The sequence below is a fragment of the Cellulomonas sp. genome (assembly GCF_035634735.1).
Lineage (GTDB): Bacteria > Actinomycetota > Actinomycetes > Actinomycetales > Cellulomonadaceae > Cellulomonas.
In genome coordinates, this window is the sequence record NZ_DASQCJ010000106.1 from 1 (window position 1) to 23,774 (window position 23,774).

28 protein-coding genes are annotated in these 23,774 nt (G+C 76.0%); 17 read left to right on the forward strand and 11 right to left on the reverse strand.

The window, feature by feature from the left end; all coding sequences use genetic code 11:
- A partial coding sequence (locus tag VER05_RS09545) for a VTT domain-containing protein (protein ID WP_324845130.1) occupies positions 1-593 on the reverse strand: 593 nt, incomplete at its 3' end.
- 121 nt (positions 594-714) lie between these two features.
- On the opposite strand from VER05_RS09545, the gene purT reads away from it, so the two are divergent.
- From purT to fbaA, 3 genes are all read left to right on the forward strand, one after another.
- Positions 715-1,938 carry a formate-dependent phosphoribosylglycinamide formyltransferase gene (gene purT, locus VER05_RS09550; RefSeq protein ID WP_324845132.1) on the forward strand — a complete coding sequence of 408 codons (1,224 nt, stop codon included), beginning with the start codon at positions 715-717 and terminating at the stop codon, positions 1,936-1,938.
- Positions 1,935-2,612, forward strand: a complete 678-nt coding sequence (locus VER05_RS09555; RefSeq protein WP_324845133.1) for a TrmH family RNA methyltransferase — start codon at positions 1,935-1,937, stop codon at positions 2,610-2,612. Before purT ends, VER05_RS09555 begins: the two co-directional genes overlap by 4 nt.
- A gap of 103 nt (positions 2,613-2,715) precedes the next feature.
- On the forward strand, positions 2,716-3,738 hold the full coding sequence (gene fbaA, locus VER05_RS09560) for a class II fructose-bisphosphate aldolase (RefSeq protein WP_147794617.1): 1,023 nt from the start codon (positions 2,716-2,718) through the stop codon (positions 3,736-3,738).
- A 130-nt stretch (positions 3,739-3,868) separates the two neighbouring features.
- Here the strand turns inward: fbaA and VER05_RS09565 are convergent, their stop codons facing one another.
- Positions 3,869-4,171, reverse strand: coding sequence for an STAS domain-containing protein (locus VER05_RS09565; RefSeq protein WP_324845134.1), 303 nt, complete (start codon positions 4,169-4,171; stop codon positions 3,869-3,871).
- Positions 4,172-4,396: 225 nt separating this feature from the next.
- Here VER05_RS09565 and VER05_RS09570 point away from each other — a divergent pair, with 225 nt between their 5' ends.
- The 3 genes from VER05_RS09570 to VER05_RS09580 are packed head-to-tail and all read left to right on the forward strand — an operon-like array spanning position 4,397 to position 7,207.
- Positions 4,397-6,607 (forward strand): SpoIIE family protein phosphatase, encoded by a 2,211-nt coding sequence (locus VER05_RS09570; RefSeq protein WP_324845135.1) that lies wholly within the window; start codon positions 4,397-4,399, stop codon positions 6,605-6,607.
- Between the two features lie 19 nt (positions 6,608-6,626).
- Positions 6,627-6,869: a ribbon-helix-helix protein, CopG family gene (locus tag VER05_RS09575; RefSeq protein ID WP_324845136.1), complete on the forward strand. Its 243-nt coding sequence runs from the start codon at positions 6,627-6,629 to the stop codon at positions 6,867-6,869.
- On the forward strand, positions 6,866-7,207 hold the full coding sequence (locus VER05_RS09580; RefSeq protein WP_324845137.1) for a type II toxin-antitoxin system PemK/MazF family toxin: 342 nt from the start codon (positions 6,866-6,868) through the stop codon (positions 7,205-7,207). Before VER05_RS09575 ends, VER05_RS09580 begins: the two co-directional genes overlap by 4 nt.
- Before the next feature lie 2 nt (positions 7,208-7,209).
- On the opposite strand, the gene VER05_RS09585 is transcribed toward VER05_RS09580, so the two are convergent.
- A complete protein-coding gene (locus VER05_RS09585) occupies positions 7,210-7,578 on the reverse strand; it encodes an STAS domain-containing protein (protein ID WP_324845138.1) in 369 nt (122 codons plus the stop codon).
- Positions 7,579-7,683: 105 nt separating this feature from the next.
- On the opposite strand from VER05_RS09585, the gene VER05_RS09590 reads away from it, so the two are divergent.
- Positions 7,684-8,106, forward strand: a complete 423-nt coding sequence (locus tag VER05_RS09590; protein WP_147794615.1) for a DUF3151 domain-containing protein — start codon at positions 7,684-7,686, stop codon at positions 8,104-8,106.
- Positions 8,107-8,291: 185 nt separating this feature from the next.
- A complete protein-coding gene (locus tag VER05_RS09595) occupies positions 8,292-9,578 on the forward strand; it encodes an adenylosuccinate synthase (RefSeq protein ID WP_324845139.1) in 1,287 nt (428 codons plus the stop codon).
- 20 nt (positions 9,579-9,598) lie between these two features.
- On the opposite strand, the gene VER05_RS09600 is transcribed toward VER05_RS09595, so the two are convergent.
- On the reverse strand, positions 9,599-10,933 hold the full coding sequence (locus VER05_RS09600) for an MFS transporter (RefSeq protein ID WP_324845140.1): 1,335 nt from the start codon (positions 10,931-10,933) through the stop codon (positions 9,599-9,601).
- Between the two features lie 70 nt (positions 10,934-11,003).
- Between VER05_RS09600 and VER05_RS09605 the strand changes: the two genes are divergently transcribed.
- Positions 11,004-11,630 carry a helix-turn-helix domain-containing protein gene (locus tag VER05_RS09605; protein ID WP_324845141.1) on the forward strand — a complete coding sequence of 209 codons (627 nt, stop codon included), beginning with the start codon at positions 11,004-11,006 and terminating at the stop codon, positions 11,628-11,630.
- A 65-nt stretch (positions 11,631-11,695) separates the two neighbouring features.
- Entirely contained in the window at positions 11,696-12,958 is a 1,263-nt protein-coding gene (purD, locus tag VER05_RS09610) for a phosphoribosylamine--glycine ligase (RefSeq protein WP_324845142.1), read from the forward strand.
- A 7-nt stretch (positions 12,959-12,965) separates the two neighbouring features.
- Here the strand turns inward: purD and VER05_RS09615 are convergent, their stop codons facing one another.
- A complete protein-coding gene (locus VER05_RS09615) occupies positions 12,966-13,460 on the reverse strand; it encodes a hypothetical protein (RefSeq protein WP_324845143.1) in 495 nt (164 codons plus the stop codon).
- Entirely contained in the window at positions 13,457-14,032 is a 576-nt protein-coding gene (locus VER05_RS09620; protein ID WP_324845144.1) for a MarR family transcriptional regulator, read from the reverse strand. The genes VER05_RS09615 and VER05_RS09620 overlap by 4 nt, the downstream gene beginning before the upstream one ends.
- A gap of 74 nt (positions 14,033-14,106) precedes the next feature.
- On the opposite strand from VER05_RS09620, the gene VER05_RS09625 reads away from it, so the two are divergent.
- Together VER05_RS09625 and VER05_RS09630 are read left to right on the forward strand one after the other, a co-directional pair.
- On the forward strand, positions 14,107-14,325 hold the full coding sequence (locus tag VER05_RS09625; protein WP_158369995.1) for an SCO4848 family membrane protein: 219 nt from the start codon (positions 14,107-14,109) through the stop codon (positions 14,323-14,325).
- 45 nt (positions 14,326-14,370) lie between these two features.
- Positions 14,371-15,294, forward strand: coding sequence for a phosphoribosylaminoimidazolesuccinocarboxamide synthase (locus VER05_RS09630; RefSeq protein WP_324845145.1), 924 nt, complete (start codon positions 14,371-14,373; stop codon positions 15,292-15,294).
- 40 nt (positions 15,295-15,334) lie between these two features.
- Here VER05_RS09630 and VER05_RS09635 read toward each other — a convergent pair whose 3' ends face one another.
- Positions 15,335-16,339: an iron-siderophore ABC transporter substrate-binding protein gene (locus VER05_RS09635; RefSeq protein WP_324845146.1), complete on the reverse strand. Its 1,005-nt coding sequence runs from the start codon at positions 16,337-16,339 to the stop codon at positions 15,335-15,337.
- 104 nt (positions 16,340-16,443) lie between these two features.
- Here VER05_RS09635 and VER05_RS09640 point away from each other — a divergent pair, with 104 nt between their 5' ends.
- Genes VER05_RS09640 through VER05_RS09650 form a run of 3 tightly spaced genes read left to right on the forward strand, consistent with a single transcriptional unit; the run spans position 16,444 to position 19,324 of the window.
- Positions 16,444-17,493 (forward strand): FecCD family ABC transporter permease, encoded by a 1,050-nt coding sequence (locus VER05_RS09640; protein ID WP_324845147.1) that lies wholly within the window; start codon positions 16,444-16,446, stop codon positions 17,491-17,493.
- A 5-nt stretch (positions 17,494-17,498) separates the two neighbouring features.
- The gene (locus VER05_RS09645; RefSeq protein ID WP_414647598.1) at positions 17,499-18,527 is read left to right on the forward strand and encodes a FecCD family ABC transporter permease; all 1,029 of its coding nucleotides are present in this window, start codon (positions 17,499-17,501) and stop codon (positions 18,525-18,527) included.
- Positions 18,521-19,324: an ABC transporter ATP-binding protein gene (locus VER05_RS09650; protein WP_324845149.1), complete on the forward strand. Its 804-nt coding sequence runs from the start codon at positions 18,521-18,523 to the stop codon at positions 19,322-19,324. The genes VER05_RS09645 and VER05_RS09650 overlap by 7 nt, the downstream gene beginning before the upstream one ends.
- Before the next feature lie 8 nt (positions 19,325-19,332).
- Here VER05_RS09650 and VER05_RS09655 read toward each other — a convergent pair whose 3' ends face one another.
- From VER05_RS09655 to VER05_RS09665, 3 genes are all read right to left on the reverse strand, one after another.
- Positions 19,333-20,211 (reverse strand): anti-sigma factor domain-containing protein, encoded by an 879-nt coding sequence (locus VER05_RS09655; RefSeq protein ID WP_324845150.1) that lies wholly within the window; start codon positions 20,209-20,211, stop codon positions 19,333-19,335.
- Entirely contained in the window at positions 20,208-20,786 is a 579-nt protein-coding gene (gene sigK / locus VER05_RS09660; protein ID WP_324845151.1) for an ECF RNA polymerase sigma factor SigK, read from the reverse strand. The genes VER05_RS09655 and sigK overlap by 4 nt, the downstream gene beginning before the upstream one ends.
- Before the next feature lie 133 nt (positions 20,787-20,919).
- On the reverse strand, positions 20,920-22,221 hold the full coding sequence (locus VER05_RS09665) for a hypothetical protein (RefSeq protein ID WP_324845152.1): 1,302 nt from the start codon (positions 22,219-22,221) through the stop codon (positions 20,920-20,922).
- Positions 22,222-22,330: 109 nt separating this feature from the next.
- Here VER05_RS09665 and VER05_RS09670 point away from each other — a divergent pair, with 109 nt between their 5' ends.
- Positions 22,331-23,035, forward strand: a complete 705-nt coding sequence (locus VER05_RS09670; RefSeq protein WP_324845153.1) for a helix-turn-helix transcriptional regulator — start codon at positions 22,331-22,333, stop codon at positions 23,033-23,035.
- Positions 23,036-23,125: 90 nt separating this feature from the next.
- Positions 23,126-23,497, forward strand: a complete 372-nt coding sequence (locus VER05_RS09675) for a VOC family protein (RefSeq protein ID WP_324845154.1) — start codon at positions 23,126-23,128, stop codon at positions 23,495-23,497.
- Between the two features lie 20 nt (positions 23,498-23,517).
- Here the strand turns inward: VER05_RS09675 and VER05_RS09680 are convergent.
- Positions 23,518-23,774: hypothetical protein (locus VER05_RS09680; RefSeq protein WP_324845155.1), on the reverse strand; the 257-nt coding region annotated here is incomplete at its 5' end.

Genomic DNA, 23,774 nt, shown 5'->3' on the forward strand with positions numbered 1-23,774 from the left:
GCCTCGATGTTGTCCCGGACGAACGAGATCGTGCCGAGCAGGTAGCCCAGCACGGTGACGCCCACGCCCCAGAGCAGCGCGCCGACCACGTTGTAGGACACGAACGTCCGGTACCGCATGCCGCCGACGCCCGCGGCGACCGGCGCGTAGGTGCGCACGATCGGCACGAACCGGGCCAGGATCACCGTCCGGCCGCCGTACTTGTCGAAGTACGCGTAGGTCTGGTCGATGTACTGCTGCTTGAAGATCTTCGAGTCCGGCCGGCGGAACAACCGGGGCCCGACCTTGTTGCCGATGAAGTAGGCGACCTGGTCGCCGAGGAACGCCGCCGCGAACAGCAGCACGCACAGCAGCCAGAGCGGGAAGTCCAGCGCGTCCTGCGCGACGAGCGCGCCCGCGGTGAACAGGAGCGAGTCGCCGGGGAGCAGGGGGAACAGCAGCCCCGTCTCGATGAACACGACGACGACGATCCCGATCAGCGCGTACGAGCCGAACGAGGAGATGAGGTGCTCCGCGTCGAGCCAGTCCGGCAGCAGCGCGGGCTGGGCGCCGAGGGCAGGGACGAGCGACACGAGCGCGGCTGACGCAGGCATGGACCTCAGCGTACGGGGCGACGGCCGGGACCCCGGGCGTCCGGGGTGCAGGTCCTGTGTGGGCTCCGCGGGCGGGGGAGGGGTGCGGCGGGTGCGGCGGCGGTGCGACAGGATGGCCGTCGTGACGACCTCCCCGCAGGCCGGCGAGCCCGGCGTCCTCGGCACCCCGCTCACGCCCGGCGCGACCCGGGTCCTGCTCCTCGGCTCCGGCGAGCTGGGCAAGGAGGTCGCGATCGAGCTCCAGCGGCTCGGCGTCGAGGTGGTCGCGGTCGACCGGTACCCGGACGCCCCGGCGATGCAGGTCGCGCACCGGTCGCACGTCGTCGACATGCTCGACCCGGCCGCGCTGCGCGCGGTGCTCGACGCGGAGCGCCCGCACGTCGTGGTGCCGGAGATCGAGGCCATCGCGACCCACGTGCTCGCCGACGTCGAGGCGACCGGGGTCCGCGTGGTGCCGACCGCGCGCGCCACCGTGCTGACCATGGACCGCGAGGGCATCCGGCGGCTCGCCGCCGAGGAGCTGGGCCTGCCCACGTCGCCCTACCGGTTCGTCGACGACCTGGACGCGCTGCGCGCGGCGGTGGCCGAGGTGGGCGTGCCGTGCGTGGTGAAGCCCGTCATGTCGTCGTCCGGCAAGGGGCAGTCGGTCGTGCGGACGGCGGCGGACGTCGAGGCGGCCTGGGACTCCGCGCAGTCGGGCGCCCGGGCCGCGGCCGGCGAGGGCGGCGCGGTGCGGGTGATCGTCGAGGGCTTCGTGCGGTTCGACTCCGAGATCACCCTGCTCACCGTCCGGCACGCCGGGGGCACCACGTTCTGCGCCCCGGTCGGGCACGTCCAGGTCGACGGCGACTACCGGGAGTCCTGGCAGCCCGCACCGCTGCCGCCCGGCACGCTCGCGGAGGCGCAGCGGGTCGCGGTCGCGGTGACCGACGCGCTCGGCGGCTGGGGCCTGTTCGGCGTCGAGTTGTTCGTCGTCGGGGACCGGGTGCTGTTCTCCGAGGTCTCGCCCCGACCGCACGACACCGGGCTGGTCACGCTCGCGTCCCAGGACCTGTCGGAGTTCGCCCTGCACGCCCGCGCCGTGCTCGGGCTCCCGGTGGGCGAGGTCCACGAGCTGGGGCCGGCCGCGTCCTGCGCCGTGCTCGCCGAGGGCGACGGGGTGCCGCGGTTCGCGGGCGTCGACGCGGCGCTCGCGGTGCCGACCGCGCAGGTGCGGCTGTTCGGCAAGCCGTCCGTCGCGGGCCGGCGGCGGGTCGCGGTGACGGTCGCCCGCGGCGCGGACGTCGCGCAGGCGCGGGAGCGGGCCCGGGCGTCGGCGGCGGCCCTGACCGTGGACCTGGTGTGACCGGACCCGGCGACGGCGGCCCGATCGACCCCCGGGACCCCGAGGAGGTCGGCGTCGGACCCTGGCCGGGCGGCCCGGACGCCTGGCCCGCCGACCCGCGGCTGGACCCCGAGCTGCTCGCGCACGGCGACCGCCGCAACGTCGCCGACCGGTACCGCTACTGGTCCGTCGAGGCCGTCGTCGCCGACCTGGACACCCGGCGGCACCCGTTCCACGTCGCCATCGAGAACTGGGCGCACGACCTCAACATCGGCTCCGTCGTCCGCACCGCCAACGCGTTCAACGCCGCGGGCGTGCACGTGGTCGGCCGGCGCCGGTGGAACCGCCGCGGCGCGATGGTCACCGACCGCTACCTGCACGTCCACCACCACCCGGAGGTCGGCGACCTCCTCGCGTGGGCCGCGACCGCCGGCCCGGACGGCGGCGCCCTGCCGGTGCTCGGGATCGACAACGTGCCGGGCTCCGTGCCGCTCGACGGGTACCCGGTGCCGCGGGCGTGCGTCCTGCTGTTCGGCCAGGAGTCCGCGGGGCTGTCCGACGCCGCGCGGGCCGGCGCCGACGCCGTGCTGCACATCGACCAGTACGGCTCGACGCGCTCGATCAACGCCGGCGCGGCGGCGGCGATCGCGATGCACGCGTGGGCGGTCCGGCACGCGGGGCCGCCCCCGGCCTGACCTCGACGGGCGTCTCGTGGGCAGGACGTCCCGCCCGGCCTGCGCGCAGGACGTGCCAGACTTGGGGAGAAAGCGAAACCCCACTCTCTTTGGAGCTGCTGCGATGCCCATCGCCACCCCCGAGGTGTACGCCGAGATGATCGACCGGGCGAAGGCGGGCAAGTTCGCCTACCCGGCCGTGAACATCACGTCCTCCCAGACCATCACCGCCGCGCTGCAGGGCTTCGCCGAGGCGGAGTCGGACGGCATCCTCCAGGTCTCCGTCGGTGGCGCCGAGTACGCGTCGGGCTCCACGGTCAAGGACCGCGTCTCGGGCACCCGCGCGCTCGCCGCGTACGCCACCGAGGTCGCCAAGGGCTACGGCATCACGGTCGCCCTGCACACCGACCACTGCGTCAAGAAGAACCTGGACTCCTGGGTCCGCCCGCTCCTGGCCCTGGAGGCCGAGGAGGTCAAGGCCGGCAAGAACCCGACCTTCCAGTCGCACATGTTCGACGGCTCCGACATCCCGCTGGACGAGAACCTCGTCATCGCGGCCGAGCTGCTCGAGCTGTCGCAGGCCGCGCGGACGATCCTCGAGATCGAGGTCGGCGTCGTGGGCGGCGAGGAGGACGGCCACGAGGCCGAGATCAACGAGAAGCTCTACACCACGTCCGAGGACGGCCTCGCGACGGTCCGCGCCCTCGGCGCCGGCGAGAAGGGCCGCTACCTGACGGCCCTGACCTTCGGCAACGTGCACGGCGTGTACAAGCCGGGTGCCGTCAAGCTGCGCCCGTCGATCCTCGCGGACATCCAGAAGGCCGTCGGCGCGGAGATCGGCAAGGAGAACCCGTTCGACCTCGTGTTCCACGGCGGCTCGGGCTCCACGGCCGCGGAGATCTCCGAGGCGGTCGACAACGGCGTCATCAAGATGAACATCGACACCGACACCCAGTACGCGTTCACGCGTCCCGTGGTCGGCCACATGTTCAGCAACTACGACGGCGTGCTGAAGATCGACGGCGAGGTCGGCAACAAGAAGGCGTACGACCCGCGCGCCTGGGGCAAGCTGGCCGAGGCCGGCATGGCCGCCCGCATCGTCGAGGCCGCGCAGCAGCTGCGCTCGGCAGGCCAGCGCCTCCGCTGATCCGCCCGACGGCCCCGCGGGGCCGGCGACGCGACGAGGGCCCGGTCACCACCACGGTGACCGGGCCCTCGTGCGTGCGGGGACGTGCGGGCGGCGCGGGTGCGCGCGGGCGGCGCGGCGGCCCGGCAGCTCAGGCCCGGTGGTCGTCCTCGACCACGTCGAGCAGCTCGCCGATCCGGGTGACCTCGAGCAGGAACTGCACGGTCGGCGGCACGTGCAGCAGCCGCACCCGGTGCGGGGTCCGCATGGCCAGGCGCGCGAGGAACGCCACGCCCGACGAGTCCATGAACGTCACGTGGTGCGCGTCGATCTCGATCGGCACGCCCGCCTGCTCGGCGTCGGTCGTGGCCTGCGCCAGGTCCGGGCCCAGGTCGGCGTCGACCTCGCCCGACAGGACGATGGTGGTCCGGTCGGGGGACAGGATGACGTGCACCGAGCCCGGCTCCCCGGCGGCGTCCCCGGGACCGGGTACGGTCGGTGCGGCGGGCGCTTCCGCGCCCTGGTCCCCGGCGAGCCCGCCCGGGGGTGTGCTGTTACCGTCGCGCACGATGCTCCCTCCCGTCCGGGTGGCGGCCGAGCCGGCCGCGCCGGTCATCGGCCACCGTCCCGGCGGTGTGCTCCACCGGGACCTGTCGGGAACGCTAGACGATCGGAGGCGGTGGTGGTCAACTCCACGCCCGGGGACGGCGCCGAGGAGACCGTCGGCTCGATCGGGCGCGCGGTCGGCCAGATCGTGGGGATGCCCGTCCTCGTGGTCGCCGCGGAGCCGCCCCGCTGGCCCGTGGTCTGGGTCAACCACGCGTTCACCGAGACGACCGGCCTCACGCTCGACGACGTCGCCGGGCCGGCGGTCGACCTGATCGCCCTGTCCGCCGAGGACTCCTCCGGCCTGCACCAGCTGCAGGACGCGGTGCTCGACCGCCGCGCCACGTCCGCGCTGCTCCGGCTGCGCCGCGCCGGCGGCGACTGGTTCTGGGCGCGCACCGTCGTCACCCCGGTCGTCGCCGAGGGCGCCGAGGAGCCGACGCACTGGGTCGCCGCGCTCGTGGACGTCACCGACCAGGTGCACCGCGACGCCGCCGTCGCCGCCGAGGTCGAGGTGGTGCGCCGGGATAGCGAGGACCTGGCGCTGATCGGCGCGGTCTCGGACCTGGTGATGGACCTGGACGACCCGTACGGCCTGCGCGCCATCGCCGAGCTGCTCGGGCACCGGGTGGTCGCCTGGGCGGGCTTCTACGTCGACGAGGACGGCCTGCAGGCCGCGGACGGCGTCGACGTCACCCGGGCCCCGCGCGCCTCGGGCCGCCGGCACGGACCCGGCGGCACCGGCGTCCCGTTCGTCGCGCGGCGCGGCGCGCGCCCGGAGGGCGACGACCCGGTCCAGCGGCTGCTCGACGGCGAGGGGGAGACGCACCTCGTCCTCGACCTCGACACGGACGCCCCGCACCCGCCCGGCACCGCGTCGGCGTGGCTCGCGGCGGACCTGCGCGCCCGCGTGCCCGGCGGCGCCGGCGTCGGGCACGTCGCGGTGCTGCCGCTGCCCGGCCGGCACCGCGTCCTCGGCCTGCTCGCGGTCGTCCCGCGCGCGGACGCCGCCCCCGACCTCGTGCACGACGCCCCCGCCCGCGGCGGCGTCGACGAGCGCACCCGGACGATCCTGTCCCTCACCGCGCGCCGGGTCGGCCTCGCGATGGAGAACGTGCGGCTGTACGCCCGCGAGCACCGCGTCGCCGAGACCCTGCAGCGGGCGATGCTGCCCGAGCAGGCCGAGATCGAGGGCCTGGACGTCTGGTCGTACTACGCGCCGAACGTCGTGTACGCGCAGGTCGGCGGCGACTGGTACGACGTCGTGCAGATCACCCCCGAGGTGGTCGGCGTGGTGATCGGCGACGTCGTGGGCCACGACGTCGAGGCCGCCGCGGCCATGGGCCAGCTCCGCTCGGTGGTGCGCGCGTACGCCTTCGAGGTCACCGAGCCGGGGCCGGTGCTCGAGCGCGTCGACCAGCTCGTCGCCGGCATGCGGATCCCGCGCTCGGCCGGGCTCGTGCTCACCACGCTGACCCGGACCGACGCCGAGGACGGCGGCTGCGCGCGCTGGCACCTGGACTACTCGCGCGCGGGCCACCTGCCCGCGCTGCTCGTCCGGGACGGCGAGGTGGTGCTGCTGGACGAGGCCGGGGGTGCGCTCATCGGGTTCGGCGACCAGCCCCGGCGGACGGCGCGGCAGGACCTGCTCCCCGGCGACGTGCTCGTGTTCTACACGGACGGCCTCATCGAGCGGCGGGACCGCGCGCTGCTCGACGGGCTCGTCGCGCTGCGCGAGGTCGCCGCGGGCGCGACCGCCGTCGACGCCGCGGGCATCGGCGAGGAGCTGCTCGCCCGGCTCGCCGACAGCCCCGAGGACGACGTCGCCGTCGTCGTCGTGCGGATCCCCGACCTGACCGACACGTCGGGGCACGGCGGCAACGTCCGGAGCCGGCGCTGGCAGCTGCCCAGCGAGCCCGGGTCCATCGCGCGCGCCCGGCACGCGGTGCTGCGGACCTCGCACGCCTGGGAGCTCGGGGACGCGTCGAACGCGGAGCTCGTCGTCTCCGAGCTGGTCGCCAACGCGGTGCTGCACGGCTGGGGCCGGGTCACCCTGCGGCTGCACGACACCGGCGACGGGCTGCGGATCGAGGTCGAGGACTCCAACCCGACGCCGCCCGTCGCGACCGAGGGCCACCCGGGGCGGATCGGCGGCTTCGGCATGCGGATCGTCGAGCGGCTGGCGGACTGGGGCTGGCGGCCGTCGCGCGGGGGCAAGGTCGTGTGGGCCCGCGTCCGGCCGAGCGCGCCGTCGGTGCTCGACGGGCCTTCCTCCACGGTATAACCGTCGTTATACTCCCAGGATGAAGACGGCGATCTCCATCCCGGACCACGAGGCCGAACGGATCGATGCGAGCGCCCGGCGCCACGGCATGACCCGGTCCGAGTTCTACCGCCGCGCAGCAGGTCGGTACGCGGACGAGCTGGACAAGCAGGACCTCACCGCGCGCATCAACGACGCCATCGCGTCGGCGGGGCAGCCCGGTGCGGACACCGAACCGTTCCGCCGGGCCGCCGGCGACCTGATCGGGGAGTCCGACTGGTGATCGCGCGCGGCGACGTCTGCTGGGTCGACTTCGGGATGCCGCGAGGGAGTGCGCCCGCGAAGCGCAGACCCGCCGTCGTCGTCCAGGCGGACGACTTCAACCGCTCCGCGATCCAGACCCTCGTGGTCGTTCCTCTCACCTCGAACACGGCGCTCGCGGCCATGCCCGGCAACGTCCTCGTCCCCGGAGAGGTGTCGGGGCTCCCGAAGGACTCCGTGGCGAACGTCTCCCAGGTGACCGTCGCGTCCCGCGAGTACGTCGAGCACCCCGTCGGCGCGCTGCCGCTCGGACTGGTGCGCCAGGTGGACGAGGGACTGCGAAGCGTGCTCGGTCTCTGACCTCAGCCGGTCGTGGACGCGTCCTCGGCGACCTGCCCGGCGCCGCCCTCGGCCGCCTGGCAGCGGTGGTCGGCGTCGATCCGGAACAGCTCGAGCGCCCCGCAGATCTCCAGCACGAACAGGTCGCGCGGGTCGGCGCCGCGCAGCACCGTCGCGCCGCCGCGCTTGCGGCTCGCGTCGGCCAGCGAGATGAGGAACGCCGCGCCGGTCGAGTCCATGAACGTCACGTCGCACATGTCGATCACGAGCAGCTGCCGCCGCAGGCCGACCACGCGGGCGGCGATCTCGGGGAACTGGTCGCGCTCGGCCAGGTCGAGGTCGCCGGCGATGACGAGGGTGGTCGTCGCGGCCGAGGTGGCGATCTCGATCATGGGGGGGACCTTCGACGTGGGGGCGCGGATCGGAAGACTGTAACCACGTGCCGCGCGCCGGCGCATGCCGGGACCACCCACGGACCGCCTGACACACTGGGCGGCATGACCGGAGCCAACCTCCTCGGACCCGAGCCCACCCGCCTCCCGGACGGGGCCGACGCCGACGCGCGCGCCGTGCTCACCGCCGGGGGCGACCCGCGCGACGCCGCCCGCCGCGCCCCCGCCTCGTCGCTCGCCTGGGCGCTGCTCGCCGAGCGCGCGCTGCGCGACGAGGGCGACCCGGTCGCCGCCTACGCGTACGCCCGGACCGGCTACCACCGCGGGCTCGACGCCCTGCGCCGCGCCGGCTGGCGGGGCCAGGGGCCGATCCCGGCGGACCACGAGCCCAACCAGGGCTTCCTGCGCGCGCTGCTCGCGCTCGCCGAGGCCGCGGAGGCCATCGAGGAGGACGAGGAGGCTGCGCGCTGCGCGCAGTTCCTCGTCGACTCCGGTACCTCCGCGGCGGAGGTCGCGGGCCTGCGCTGACCGCGCGCGGGCGGCGCCGGCACCCGGGGTGCGGGCGTCGCCCGGACGGTGATCACGCGGCTCCGGTAGCCTTTCGGAGGTACTGGGGTCGCCTGCCGCCCCGTGCCCGGACCTCCCGCGCCCGAGCCACGCCGCTCGGCACCGCTGCGGGTGCCGCCGCGAGGCAGGGTGGGAGTGGTGATCACATGCCGGCCGTCGTGGTGCTCGGGACCCAGTGGGGCGACGAGGGCAAGGGCAAGGCGACCGACCAGCTCGGGTCGCGGATCGACTACGTGGTGAAGTTCAACGGCGGCAACAACGCCGGGCACACCGTGGTCGTGAACGGCGAGAAGTACGCGCTGCACCTGCTGCCGTCGGGCATCCTGTCGCCCGGCGTCGTGCCGGTCATCGGCAACGGCGTCGTCATCGACATCGAGGTCCTGTTCGAGGAGATCGACGCGCTGCAGGCCCGCGGGGTCTCCGCCGAGCGGCTGCTGGTGTCGTCCGCCGCGCACGTCATCGCCCCGTACCACCGCACGATGGACAAGGTCTCCGAGCGGTTCCTGGGCAAGCGCAAGATCGGCACGACCGGCCGCGGCATCGGCCCGGCGTACGCGGACAAGATCAACCGCGTCGGCCTGCGCATCCAGGACCTGTTCGACGAGAACATCCTTCGGCAGAAGGTCGAGGGCTCCCTCGACCAGAAGAACCACCTGCTGGTGAAGGTCTACAACCGCCGGGCCATCACGGTCGACGAGACGGTCGAGGACCTGCTCGGCTACGCGGAGCGGCTGCGCCCGTACGTCGCGGACACCCCGCTGGTGCTCAACCAGGCGCTCGACGCCGGCAAGACGCTCGTGTTCGAGGCCGGCCAGGCCACGATGCTCGACATCGACCACGGGACCTACCCGTTCGTCACGTCGTCGTCGGCGACCGCGGGCGGCGCGTGCACCGGCTCCGGCGTCGGCCCGACGCGCATCGACCGGGTCGTCGGCGTCGCCAAGGCGTACACCACCCGCGTCGGCGAGGGCCCGTACCCGACGGAGCTGTTCGACGAGGACGGCGAGTGGCTCCGGCAGACCGGCGGCGAGTTCGGCACCACCACCGGCCGGCCGCGCCGCACCGGCTGGTACGACGCCGTCGTCGCCCGGTACTCCTCGCGGGTCAACGGGCTCACCGACCTGGTCGTCACCAAGCTCGACGTGCTGACCGGCCGGGACAAGATCCCCGTCGCGGTCGCGTACGACGTGGACGGCCGCCGGTTCGACGAGATGCCGGACGACCAGAGCGACTACCACCACGCGAAGCCGGTCTACGAGTACCTGGACGGCTGGACCGAGGACATCTCCGGCGCGCGCGAGCTGGCGGACCTGCCGGTCAACGCGCAGCGGTACCTGGCGCGGCTCGAGGAGATCAGCGGCACCCGCATCTCCGCGGTCGGCGTCGGGCCGGGCCGCGAGGCCACCGTCGCGATCCACGACCTGCTGGGCTGACGCCCGCGGCGCCGCCCGGCTCAGGCGGGCGGCGCCGGGGTCGTGGGGGCGCCCGGCGCGGCCGGCTCCGCCGCGTCGACCGCGCGCTGCCGCACCCGGAGCAGGGACGGCGCCAGCGCGACCAGGGACAGCCCCGTCGCCCCCAGCAGCACCGGCGCGAGGCCCCACCGCTCGGCCGCGGCACCGGCGAGCAGGGCGCCCAGCGGCATCAGGCCGTACGCGAGCGTCCGGCCGGCCCCGCCGACCCGGCCGAGCATCGACGGCGCGACCAGGCGCTGCCGCATCGACTGGGACAGCACGTTGGCGATCGAGTTGGTCAGGCCCACGGCGAGGAACGCCCCGCCGATCGCGAGCGGGTGCGGCGCCAGCACCGGGACCACCAGCAGCGCGGCCATCGCGACCCAGCAACCCAGCAGCAGCCGGACCTCGCCGACCCGGCGCACGGCGCCCTCCGCGGCGAACGAGCCCGCGACCGCGCCGACGGCCAGCGCCACCCCGAGCAGCGGGTAGGCCGCCGGCGGCATCCCCACCCGCGAGCCCTCGCCGACCACCCAGAGCACCAGCACCGCGGTGTAGCCGGTGAAGCACATGTTGACCAGGCTGCCGCTGATCAGGAGCGGCCGGAGCACGGGGTGCCGCACGAGGAACCCGACGCCCTCGGCGACGTCGCGGAGCGGGCCGCGCAGGCCGCGGGCGTCCGGCCCGTCCCCGTCCGCGGGCCGCGCCTGCCGGTACCGCCCCGGCACCCCCCGCAGCAGCGCGAGCGCCGCCAGCACCGCGAGGGCGGCGGGCAGGCCGAACGCCCAGCCCGCGCCGACCGCCACCAGCAGGCCGCCGACGGGCCCGCCGACGAACGTGCCCGCCACGTGCTGCGCGGCGACCACCCGACCGTTCGCGGCCTGCAGCCGGGACCGGGGGACCAGGTCCGGCACCAGCGCCGACTCGGCGAGGTCGACCAGCACGTCGGTCGCGCCGTAGAGCAGGACGAGCGCCACGAGCGCGGGGACCGACATCCCGCCGGCCGCCACGAGCACCGCGGCGGCGACCAGCAGCGCCGCCCGGGCGGCGAGCGCGACCACCTGCACCCGGCGCCGGTCCGTGCGGTCGACGACGACGCCGCCGAGCAGGCCGAGCAGCAGCCACGGCAGCCAGGTCGCGGCGGTGACGAGCGCGATCAGGCCGGGGGAGCGGGTGAGCGTCAGGGCGAGCAGCGGGACGGCCGCCTGGACGACACCGTCAGCGAGGTTGGCGAGGGTGGTGGAGGCGAGCAGGGCGCGGAACCGGGGGCCGAGCGCCGCGGGGGCGGCGTCGGGCGCGGCGTCGGCGGGGGCGGCGTGGGCGGTCGGGTGCGGCACGGTCGGGTCCCTCGGTAGAGTGGGCAGAGGAAGTTATGCAAAGAAGTCTCTGCAAAGGTAGTTCTGCATCATGGACGACGTCAACGCGCCCCGGCCCCGGACCGTGGGCGCCGACGCCCTCAAGGCGTTCACCCACCCGCTGCGGATGGCGATGATCGACCGGCTCCAGGACCACGGCCCGGCCACCGCCACCCAGCTCGCGCGCGCCCTCGGGGAGAGCACGGGGCAGACCAGCTACCACCTGCGGCAGCTCGAGCGGCACGGCTTCGTCGAGGACGACCCGGGGCACGCCGGCGGCCGGGAGCGGTGGTGGCGCGCGGTGTCGTTCTGGGTCGACGGCGCGACGCTGCGCGACCAGCCCGGCGGCGAGTCCGCGCTGCGCGACACCATGCGCTGGTCGGTCGCCGAGCGCACCCGCGTGCTCACCCGGTGGGCCGAGCAGGTCGAGCCCGACCCCGCGTGGGCCGAGGCGGGGACGAGCTCGCGCGCCACGTCCGACCTGACTCTCGCCGAGGCCGACGCGCTGGCCGCGGAGCTCGAGGCCGTCGTGCACCGGCACCTCGACGCGGCGAAGGCGCGGCGGGAGGCGGAGGAGGGCGCCGGCGAGCCGCGCCGCCGGGTGCGGGTCTACCTGGACGTCCTCCCGCTCCCGGCCGACGACCCGGCGCCCGGGGCGCCCGGCCACGCCGCGGACTGACGGGGCGCGTCCAACCAGCGGCGCGCGCCGCCGCGGGCGCGGGGACGGTCGGTAGGGTCGGCGTCGTGAAGATCCTCGTCGTCGGGACCGGCGCCCGCGAGCACGCCCTCACCCTGGCCCTGTCCCGCGACCCGCAGGTCGCCGAGCTGCACGCCGCCCCCGGCAACCCGGGGATCGGCGCGCTCGCCACGCTGCACCCGGTCGACCCGCTGGACGGCGCCGCCGTGGCCGCGCTCGCGACCGCGCTGGGCGCCGACCTGGTCGTCGTGGGCCCCGAGGCGCCGCTCGTCGCGGGCGTCGCCGACGCCGTGCGCGCCGCGGGGGTCCCGGTGTTCGGGCCGAGCGCCGAGGCCGCGCGGCTGGAGGGGTCGAAGGCGTTCGCCAAGGAGGTCATGGCCGCCGCCGGAGTGCCGACCGCCGACCCGGTCGTCGTCACCGAGGCGTCCGCCGCCGAGGCCGCGCTCGACACGTTCGGCGCCCCGTACGTCGTGAAGGACGACGGGCTCGCCGCGGGCAAGGGCGTCGTCGTCACCGCGGACCGGTCCGTCGCGCTCGAGCACGCGCTCGCCTGCCTGGCCAAGCCCGGCGGCCGGGTCGTCGTCGAGGACTACCTGGACGGACCCGAGGTCTCGCTGTTCGTGCTGTCCGACGGCACGCACGTCGTCCCGCTGGTGCCCGCGCAGGACTTCAAGCGCGTCGGCGACGCGGACACCGGCCCGAACACCGGCGGCATGGGCGCGTACACCCCGCTGCCGTGGGCGCCCGAGGGGCTCGTCGACGAGGTCGTCGCCCAGGTCGCCCAGCCGACCGTGGACGAGATGGCCCGCCGCGGCACCCCGTTCGTCGGCGTCCTGTACTGCGGGCTCGCGCTGACCAGCCGCGGCACCCGGGTCGTGGAGTTCAACGCCCGGTTCGGCGACCCGGAGACCCAGGTCGTGCTGGCCCGGCTGGCGACGCCGCTCGCGGGCGTGCTGCTCGCCGCCGCGACCGGCGGGCTCGGCGGGCTGCCGCCGCTGGAGTGGACCGACGAGGCGGCCGTGACCGTCGTCGTCGCCTCGCACGGCTACCCGGAGTCCCCGCGGACCGGGGACGTCATCACCGGCCTGGACGACGCCGCGGCGGTGCCGGGCGTGCACGTGCTGCACGCGGGCACGGCGGCGGGCGCCGACGGCGCGATCGTCTCGGCGGGCGGCCGGGTGCTGTCCGTCGTCGGCACGGGGGCGGACCTGGCGGCGGCGCGCGCCACGGCGTACGCGGGCGTCGACCGGATCGCGCTGCCGGGCTCGCACCACCGCACGGACATCGCCCGGGCGGCCGCGGAGGGCTGACGGCCGGTCAGCGACTGTCGGGCAGGAACGCCGGCATGCTCCCGACGAGGCGGGCGCAGACCTCCACCAGGGCGCGCGAGTCCTCGAGGTTGTCGGCGACGTCGCTCGCCGCGAGCCGCAGCTCGTAGCTCGCGTAGTCCGCCCCGTGCCGGAGTCGGCGGACGACCTCGTAGACGAACAGCTCGGGCCGTGCGGTCCGTGCGGTCGTACGGAGCTGCGCCTTCGCGGCCTCGTACGGCGCGGTGTGGCCGCCGTCCCGGGTCGTCCGCAGCCCCTGGTCGAGGAGCACCGCCTCCAGCGCCTTGCGGTTGGCGTTGTGCAGGGCGTCCATGCCGATGTCGGGGTCGGTCGGCGCGACCGCCTCGGCGGTCACCAGGTGCTGGCGCGCCTTCGTGATGAGCGCCCGCGCGTTGTCGGTGCTCGGCGGGACCTGCTCGAGCCGGCGGCCACGCAGCAGAGCCTCGACCTCGGCTCGGCCGTGGGGCCACTCGGCGGGCGTCATCCGCCGACGATATCGATCGTCGGGCGGCTGCGGATCTCGTCCACAAGGGGATCGTCGCTGTGCGCCCACCGGTCCTCGCTGAGGATCGTGGGGTTGATGGGTCGCCCGACCCGCGCCTCCAGCTGGGCGAGCTCGGCGAACAGCCGGCGGCGGTCGACGGACCCGACGACGAGCAGGTCCACGTCGCCGGGCGACGGCCCCGGCTCGCCGGACGCGCGCGCGGCCCACGACCCGAAGACCTTCGCGACGACGACGCCGGGCACATCGGCGAGCGCCGCGCGCAGCAGCTCGACCGGCCCGTGGGAGATCAGCACCAGCTGGCGCAGCGGTGCGACCGCCGGGTTGTCCTCGTCCGCCCGGTACAGGATGGTGCGCCCGCGGTGCTCGCTCCGGAGCAGCCCAGCGGCGGCCAGCCGGGTGACCTCGCGGTGCACCGTCGGCACGGGCGCGCCGGTGGCGCGGGCGAGGTCGCTCGCCGAGTCGCCACGGTCCGACGTGAGCAGGTGCAGGAGCAGGCGCGCCTGGAGGTCGGAGCGGAAGATCGGGAGGACCGCGGGCGCCGACGTTCTCATATGACTGAAGATATCACTCGCCAAACGAGAAGTGGCCCGACTGCCCGGCCACCGGCCGGGGGATACTCGCCCGCATGGAGCTGCCCCTCGCCTGGTCCCTCGTCCTGGTCGTCGCCGGCGCCTGGAGCCTGCTCGTCTGGCCCCGGTTCGGCGCGCGGATCGCGAAGGACCCGCGGGCCCGGGACGCGCAGGGCCGGCCCACCCGGTTCCTCACCGTGCACCTGGTGCTCATCACCGTGTCGATGCTGCTGGGCGCCGCCGTCGCGCTGCTCGGGGTGCTGACGCTCGTCTGACGGGCGCGCGCCGGGCCACCCCCGCGGCTGCGGCAGGATGGCCCCATGACCGCACCCGCGCTGCCCGGCTGGACGCACACCTACTCCGGCAAGGTCCGCGACCTGTACGTCCCGGACACCACGCAGGAGGCCGGGGCCGCGGTGGCCGCGGCGCACGGCGACGTGGTGCTGGTGGTCGCGAGCGACCGGGTGAGCGCGTTCGACCACGTGCTCAGCCCCGGCATCCCGGGCAAGGGCGTGGTGCTCACCCGGCTGAGCCTGTGGTGGTTCGACCAGCTCGCCGACCTGGTGCCGAATCACGTCGTGTCGGCGGAGGCGCCGGCGGTGCCGGAGGCGGTCCTCGGCCGGGCGATGGTGTGCCGCCGGCTGCAGATGTTCCCGGTCGAGTGCGTCGCGCGCGGCTACCTCACCGGCTCGGGCCTGGCGGAGTACCGGGCCTCCGGCGAAGTGACCGGCATCCCGCTGCCGGCCGGCCTGGTCGACGGCTCGCGGCTGCCGGAGCCGATCTTCACGCCCGCCACCAAGGCCGAGCTCGGCGAGCACGACGAGAACGTCAGCCTGGACGTCGTCGCCGGGCAGCTGGGCCGGGAGCGCGCCGAGGAGCTGCGCGACCTCACGCTGGCGGTGTACGCGCGGGCCGAGGGGATCGCGCGGGAGCGCGGCGTGATCCTGGCGGACACCAAGCTGGAGTTCGGCGTCGACCCGACCACCGGTGCCGTGACGCTGGGCGACGAGGTGCTGACCCCCGACTCCTCGCGGTTCTGGCCGGCGGACGCGTGGGAGCCGGGCCGGCCGCAGCCGAGCTTCGACAAGCAGTTCGTCCGCGACTGGCTGGCCTCGCCGGCGTCGGGCTGGGACCGGGCCGCCGACGCCGAGCCGCCGGCGCTGCCCGTCGACGTGGTCGAGCGGACGCGGGACCGGTACCTCGAGGCCTACGCACGGCTGACGGGGACGCCGCTCACGGTGTGAGCGGCGCCCCCGCCGGGGTCGTGCGCGGGCGCGTCGCGGCTCAGGAGCCGAGCGCGTCCTCGATGAGCGGCACCAGGTTGTCGAGCGCGTACTGCTGGGCGCCGACCGTGCCGAGCGAGTACGCCGACTGCAGCTCGCTGCCGAGGACCACGGCCCGGCCGTCGGCGACCGCCGGGACCGCCTGCCACTGGGGGTCGTCGGTGATCTCGGACGCGTCGAGGTAGATCGGGAACGCGACGATCAGGTCGGCGTCGAGCAGGTCGAGCTGCTCCGACGAGATGTCGACGCTGAAGCCGGAGGAGGAGACGGGCAGCGCGGCGATGGTCGGGGACTGCTCGAACCCGAGGTTCTCCATGAACTGGACCCGCTCGCTGCCCTCGATGTACGCGCCCCAGCCCTCCGAGGTGCGCGCGGTGGCGGTGAACGTCTTGCCGGCCCAGTCCGGGTGGTCGCCCCGGGCCTGCTCGAAGGCGGCGTCGAGGCCGGCCTGGAGCTCCGCGCCCTTCTCCGGGACGCCGAGCGCGGCGGAGATCAGCTCCAGCTGCTCCTCCCCGGTGGTGAGCCAGGTGTCGCCGCCCTCGGGGACGCCGACGGTCGTGGCGATCTCGGACAGCCGGTCGTACCGGTCCTGGTCGCCCGACGACTTCACGTCGAGGATCAGGTCCGGCTCCAGCGCGGCGATGGCCTCGTAGGACGGCTCCAGGGTGTCGATGATCTCGGGCGACTCGTCGTACTCGCCCTCGGCCCAGGGGCCGACGCCGTCGCCGCCGAACGCCAGCCAGTCGGACGCGCCGACGGGCTGGTAGCCCAGGGACAGCGCGGTCTCGGCGTCGCCCCAGCCGAGCGCGACGATCCGCTCGGGCCGCGACTCGATCGTGATCTCGCCGAACTTGGTGTCGACGGTGGCGGGGAAGGCGCCCTCGGCCGCGGGGGATCCGCCCGCGGCGGTAGTCTCGCCCGAGCCGGCGGAGTCGTCGGTGCCGGAGCACGCGCTCAGGGCCAGGACCGCGACCGCCGCGACGGCGGCGACACGCATGGACTTCATCGAAGGCCTTTCGTGGAGGGGGCCCGCGGACTTCGGGAACGGAGTCACGAACGAGCGGATGCCTCGGAAGGTTAGCCTAGCCTCATGATGCGCGGGAACCCCGGGTGAGCGCCGTCGGCGCCGAGCACCGCCCGACGGCCCGCACGACGACGTACTCGACCGCCCGGCGCGGCGCGGCGCTGCTGCTGCTCCTGGGCCTGCTGGTTGCGGCCCTGGCCCTGAGCCTGGCCGTGGGGTCCCGCCCGGTCGACCTGGCGACGGTGTGGGGCGCGCTCACCGGGCAGGAGGTCCCGGCTCCGGACCACGCCGCGGTGGTCGGGCTCCGGCTGCCGCGCACCGTGCTGGCGGTCCTGGTCGGCGCGGGCCTCGCGGTGGCCGGCGGGCTGATGCAGGCGCTGACCCGGAACCCGCTCGCGGACCCCGGGATCCTCGGCGTGACGAGCGGCGCGGCGTTCGCGGTGGCGATGGGCGTGGTGCTGCTGGGGGTGACCCGGCCGTCCGGCTACGTGTGGTTCGCGTTCGGCGGCGCGCTGCTGGCGACGGTGGCGGTGTACCTGGTCGGCTCGGCGGGGCGGTCGAACGCCGGGCCGATCCAGCTGACGCTGGCCGGGGTGGCGCTCAGCGCGGTGCTCACCGGGGTGGTCGGCGCGCTGCGGCTGACCGACCAGGAGCGGTTCGCGGTGCTGCTGACCTGGGAGTCGGGGTCGTTCCAGGCCCGCGGCTGGGACGTGATCGTGCCGGTGCTGCCGTTCGTCCTGCTCGGGCTCGCGGTCGCGGGGTTGGTCGCGGGCGCGCTGAACACGCTCGGGCTCGGGGAGGACCTGGCGACGGCGCTCGGCGCCTCGGTCGGGCGCACCCGGGTGCTGTCGGTCGTGGCGATCACCCTGCTGGCCGGCGGGGCGACCGCGATGGCCGGTCCGATCACGCTGGTCGGGCTGATGGTGCCGCACATCGTGCGGTGGCTCGTGGGCCCGGACCAGCGGTGGGTGCTCGGGCTGTCCGCGGTCGCGGGCCCGGTGCTGGTGCTGCTCGCCGACGTGGCGGCGCGGGTGCTGCTGTGGCCGGGCGAGCTGCCGGTGGGGGTCGTGACGGCGTTCGTGGGCGCGCCGGTGCTGATCGCGCTGGTGCGGCGGCGGAAGGCGACCGGGCTGTGACGGGCGTGCGGGTGGCGACGACGCCGGGGGCCGCGCGCGGCCGCGCCCCCGACCCCCGGCGGCGGTCCCGCGTCGCCGTCGCCGGCCTCGCCGCCGCCGCGCTGCTGCTGGCGCTGGTCGCCCTCGGCCTCGGCGACTACCCGCTGAGCGTCCCCGAGGTCGTCCGGGCGCTGGTGTCGGACGAGGGGTTCGCCAGCACGATCGTCACGCAGTGGCGGCTCCCGCGGGTGCTGGTGGCGCTGGTGTTCGGCGCGGCGCTCGCGGTGTCCGGCGCGCTGTTCCAGTCGCTGACCCGCAACCCGCTCGGCTCGCCGGACGTGATCGGGTTCTCCACCGGCTCGTACACGGGCGTGCTGGTCGTGACGACGGTGCTCGGCGCCGGCACGCTCGGGGTCTCGGCGGGGGCGCTGGTCGCGGGGCTGCTGACCGCGCTGGTCGTCTACCTGCTGGCGTACCGGGACGGCGTGCAGGGCTTCCGGCTGATCGTCGTGGGCATCGGCGTCACCGGGATGCTGCACGGGCTGAACGTGTGGCTGCTGCTCCGCGCGAAGACCGAGGTGGCGCTGGCGGCGTCGATCTGGGGCGCCGGGTCGATCTCGCTGGTCGGCTGGGCCCAGGCGGTCCCGGCGTTCGTCGTGCTCGCGGTCCTGACGCCGCTGGTGTGGGCGGTGCGCGGGCCGCTGCGGCAGCTGGAGCTCGGCGACGACGCGGCGGGGTCGCACGGCCTGCGCGTGGAGCCGGCGCGCCTCGCGGTGGTGGTGCTCGGCGTCGCGCTGATCGCGACCGTGACGGCGACCGCGGGGCCGATCGCGTTCGTGGCGCTCGCGGCGCCGCAGATCGCGCGGCGGCTCGCCGGGTCGGCCGGGCTGCCGCTGGTGGCGTCGGCGCTGACCGGCGCGCTGGTGCTGCTCGCGGCCGACGTGCTGGCCCAGCACGTCCTGCCCACGGCGCTGCCGGTGGGCGTGGTGACCGTAGTGCTCGGCGGGGCGTACCTGCTGGCCCTGATCGTGCGGGAGGCGCGGCGGCGATGGTGAGCGAGGAGCGGCTGCGGGCCGACGGGGTGACGCTCGGGTACGAGCGGAGGACCGTGTCGACGGACCTGAGCCTGGCGGTCCCGGACGACTCGTTCACCGTGGTCGTGGGCCCGAACGCGTGCGGGAAGTCGACGCTGCTGCGGTCGCTGGCCCGGCTGCTGCGGCCCGCGGCGGGCGAGGTCGTGCTCGACGGGGCGTCGATCCACCGGATGGCGACGAAGGAGGTCGCCCGCCGGGTGGGCCTGCTGCCGCAGACGGCGCTCGCCCCGGAGGGGATCACGGTCGGCGAGCTCGTCGCCCGCGGCCGGTACCCGCACCAGAACCTGTTCCGGCAGCAGTCCGACGCCGACCGCCGCGCCGTCGCGGACGCGATGGACGCGACCCGGGTGACCGACCTGGCCGCGGTCCCGGTGGACGAGCTGTCCGGTGGCCAGCGGCAGCGGGTCTGGGTGGCGATGGCGCTCGCGCAGCAGACCGGCATCCTGCTGCTCGACGAGCCGACGACGTTCCTCGACATCGCGCACCAGATCGAGCTGATGGACCTGTTCGCCCGGCTGCACGCCGAGGGCGCCACGCTGGTCGCGGTCCTGCACGACCTCAACCACGCCGCCCGGTACGCGACGCACCTGGTCGTGATGAAGGACGGCGCGGTGGTCGCGCAGGGCCGGCCGACCGAGGTGGTGACGGCCGAGCTGGTCGAGGAGGTGTTCGGCCTGCCGTGCCTGGTGATCCCGGACCCGCTCGCGGGCACGCCGCTGGTGATCCCGCGCGGCGCGGCGCACACCGCCGCGGACTGACGCGCCGGTCAGGCCGGGGCCAGGACCACCACCGGCTCGCTCGTCGGCTGCTCCGAGCCGCCCTCCGGCTCGACGGTCAGCGCGAGCGCGTCGCCGGTCCGGTACGCATCGGTGCGGATCTGCAGCGCGCCGTCGGTGACCCCGGTGGTGCCGTCCGGGACCGGCGAGCCGTCCCGCATGACCCACAGCTGGTAGACCTCGCCGGCGCCCGGGGCGTCGACCCCGGTCGCGGTGACCAGGGCGGCGTCGGCCGTGACGACGGCGACCGCCGTGCCGCCCGAGGTGACCGGCGCGGACACGACCTGGGCTCCCGGCTCGGCCAGCAGCGCGGTGATCCGGTCGGCGCGGGCCTCGGCCTCCGCGGCGCGCTCGGCCTGCCGCCAGGCGACGGTGGACGGCACGGCGATCGCGGCGAGCACGGCGAGCGCCGCGACGGCGGTGGACCAGCGGCGGCGGACGCGGCGCCCGGCGGGCCGGGTGGACCCGTCGGGGGTGCCCGCGGGGCGCGCGGACCGGGGCGGCGCGCCCGGGGCGGGGGGCGTCGGGGTCGCGGCGGGGGCCGGGGCCGTCGGAGCGGCCGCCGGGTGCACCGGCTCGGCCTCCGGCGCCGCGGCGGCGGGGTCGTCCTGCGGGGTCCGCCCGACCTCGGCCAGCACCGCCAGCCGCACGGCGTCGGGCGCCGCGGCGGCCACGGCCCCGCCGAGCACGGCCGCGGTCTCGGCCAGCGAGCGGGCCTCGCGCGCGGCGTCCGGGTCGCGGGCGATCAGGTCGTCGACGCGGGCGCGCTCGGCGTCGTCGCGGGCGTCCACCGCCCAGGCGCCGAGCAGCTCGCGGGTCGCGGCGTCGTCGGGCCGGCGCTCGCCGGGGCGCGGGGTCGCGGCGGTCACGCGGCCACCCCCAGGCAGTCGCGCAGCCGGGTGAGGCCGTCGCGGATCCGGCTCTTGACGGTGGGCAGCGGGGCCTCGAGCGACTCGGCGACCTCGCGGTACGTCCGCCCGTCGTAGTACGCGAGCACGACGGCCTCGCGCTGGGTGTCGGTCAGCCCGCCCAGGCAGTGCCGGACGCGCTCGGCCTCGAGGTTCGACTCGGCCTGCTCGGCGACCACGTCGAACGCGCGCGGCCGGTCGCCGTCGAGCGCGGCCTGGTCGCGGGTGCGCTGGGACTGCACCGAGCGCACGCGGTCGACGGCCCGGCGGTGCGCCATCGTGGTCGCCCACGCGCGCGCCGAGCCGCGCCGGGCGTCCCACCGGGACGCCGTGCGCCAGATCTCCACCATGACCTCCTGGGTGACCTCCGCCGCGTGGTCCGGGTCGCGGAGGACGGCGAGCGCCGTGCCGTGCACGGCGGGGGACAGCATGTCGTAGAGCGCGGGGAACGCGTCGCGGTCGCCGCCGGCGACGCGGGTGAGCGCGTCGTCGGCCGTCGCGCGGGCGGCGGCGGGGCGGGGACCGGGGGAGGGCACCGCAGCAGTCTGCCGCACGCCGCCCGCCCCGGCCCGGCCGACCCGCGCCGCGCGGCGCGTGACGCCGGACGCAGCGCGGGCGTGACGCCGGCCCCGACGGGGAACGGGGCCGGCGCCACGGTCTGCGGGCCCGTCAGGGGACGAGCGCGGCCGCCAGCGAGTCGATCGCGCCGGCGAGGGTCGACACGTGCATGCCGAGCCCGGCCGCGACGTCGTCCGCCGGCAGCTCGCCGTCGCTGATCGTCTCGAAGAACTCGCCGGCGGCGGGGCGGTAGCCGTCGAGGTTCGTCAGCGCCTCCTGCTGGCCGTCGGCGTCCCCGGTGGCGTCGGCCACCGCGTAGTCGACGAAGTAGCCGATGTGCTCGCGCCACAGGTCGAGGAACGCGGCGCCGTTCTCCTCGCCGGCCAGCGACGTCACGGCGTCGGACAGCGCGACGGAGTTGGCGTCGAGCGTGGCGGCCGCCGCGGTGAACGCCGGCGACTCCACGCCGCCCTCGGCGGTGTACGCCGTGAACACCGCGTACGAGGCCAGGTAGACGTGCTCCTGGAGCAGCGCGGTCAGCGCCGAGCGGAGGGTCGAGGCGTCGTCCATCGCGTCGCCGGACAGGCCGGCCCCGGCGGCGAGGCCGGTCGCGATGGTGGCGGCGTCCATGCCGACGTGGTCGGCGGCGGCCTTGAGCGTGTCGGACGCGGTGGGCTCGCCCGCGGCGAGCGCGTCGATCGCCGCCGTCAGCGTGGTCACGTGCATCGTCAGCGCCTCGGCCACGGCGGCGGCCGGCAGGTTGCCCGCGCTGATCTGCTCGAAGAACGCACCGGCGTCCGTCGTGTAGCCGGCGAGCGAGGCCTGGGCGGCCTGGGCGCCCGCGGTGTCGCCCGACTTCACCGCGACGGCGTAGTCGACGAAGTAGCCGATGTGCTCGTCCCAGAGGTCGTGGAACGCGGTGCCCTGCTCCTCGCCCGCGAGCGAGCCCACGGCCTCCGCGAGGTCGTCCGTGTTGCCGTCCAGCGCGGCCTTGGCGGCGGCGAACTCCTCGGAGTCGGCGCCGGCGGTGTACGCGGTGGCCACGCCGATGCCGGTCAGGTAGACGTGCTCCTGGAGCAGCGCGGTCAGGCCGGCGCGCAGCGTGGCGGCGTCGGAGTCGACCTCGCCGGCGGTGCCCGTCGCGGCGGCCAGGCCGGTCGCCAGGGTGAGGCCCGTCTCGGGCATGTGCGCGGCGGCGGTGCGGGCGTCGGCGAACGGGTCGCCGGTGCTGACCGGGGCGACGGCGTCCATGTCGCTCATGCCGGAGTGGTCGGACCCGTCCATCGAGGAGGAGGCCGAGGGCTGGGTGCCGCCGGTCGTGTCGTCCGTGCTGCTGCAGGCGGCCAGCGTGAGGCTCAGGGTGAGCCCGGCGGCCATCGCGGCCACGGCGTAGGTGCTGCGGGTGCGTCGCATCATCGCTCCTTGCGTTCCGTCGGGTGTGGTGTCGGGAGGGGTTCGGAGCGGTCGGGCGGCCGGATGGGTGCGGGTGTGCCCGCCCCGGCGGAGGCGGGATGATCGCCGGGTGAACCGGACCGACCGCCTGTACGCGCTCGTCGAGGAGCTCCGCGCCGTGGCGCCGCGGTACCGCAGCGCGCGCTGGCTCGCCGACCGGTTCGAGGTGTCGGTGCGCACCGTCGAGCGCGACCTGTCGGCGCTGCAGCAGGCGGGCGTGCCGATCTGGGCGCAGACCGGCCGGACCGGCGGGTACGCCATCGACACCACCGCGACGCTGGGCCCGATGGGCTTCACGCCCGACGAGGCGCTGGCGGTGCTCGTCGGGGCGAGCGCCCTGCGGCGCGGCCCGTTCCGGCAGCCGGCGGCGAGCGCGATGCGGAAGCTGCTCGCGGTGCTCCCGGAGGGCGACGCCCGGCGCGCCACCGCGCTGGCGGACCGGGTCCGCCTGCTCGAGCCCGAGGTCGACGGCCCCCGCGCCCCCGCCGCCTTCGCGGCGGCGCTGCGGGCCGACCGGGTCGTCCGGCTCACCTACCGCGACCGGGAGGGGGCCGTCACCGAGCGGGAGGTCGAGCCGCTGGGGTCGGTCGTGAAGGACGGCGTCTGGTTCCTGGTCGCCTGGTGCCGGCTGCGCGGCGGCGTGCGGGCGTTCCGGGCCGAGCGCATGGTGGCCGTCGGGCTCACCGACGAGCCGGTGGCGCCGCGGGAGCTCCGCTGGGAGGACCTGGACATCCCCGCCGGGACGCTCCGTCCCGTGCTCGACGGGACGCGCTGACGGGACCGGTCGGGAAACACCGACAGGACGGTGTCGCCGGGGCGGTCGAGGCTGGTCCGGTCCAGCCCGCACCCGCACCCAGGAGACCCCGTGCCGCTCACCTCCATCCGCATCGTCACCGAGGACGTCGACCGGCTCGTCGCGTTCTACGAGCGCGTCACCGGGCTGGTCGCGACGCGACCCGTGCCCGCGTTCGCCCAGCTCACCGGCCCCGGCGCCGTGCTCGCCGTCGCCCACGTCGAGACGGTCGCGCGGCTGGGCGGCGTCCTGCTGCCGGCGGCGAACCGCTCGGTCGTCGTCGAGTTCGAGGTAGCCGACGTCGAGGCCGAGCTCGCGCGGCTGGACCCGGACCCGGGGGACGTGGTCCTCCCGCCCACCACGATGCCGTGGGGCAACCGGTCGGTGCTGCTCCGCGACCCGGACGGGAACGTCGTCAACCTGTTCAGCCGCCCCGGGGCCTGAACCCGCCGGGCGTGCCCGCCCTACGCGGCGCCGTGCCAGGCCAGCGCCAGGACGACGTCCTCGGGGCGCTCGGCGTGCTCGGGGGCGGGGCCGCCGACGAAGCACCGGCACGGCCCGTCGCGGTGCACCAGGCCGGCGTGCGGGCGGGCGACGCAGGGGGTGGGGCCGACGGCGGCGGTGAGCTCGTCGAAGGGCGTCCACGCGGCGGGCAGCCGCGTCACGGTCGCGGCCGGGCGGCCGAGGTCGTCGAGGGTCATGCGGTCCCACCTCCGTGCTC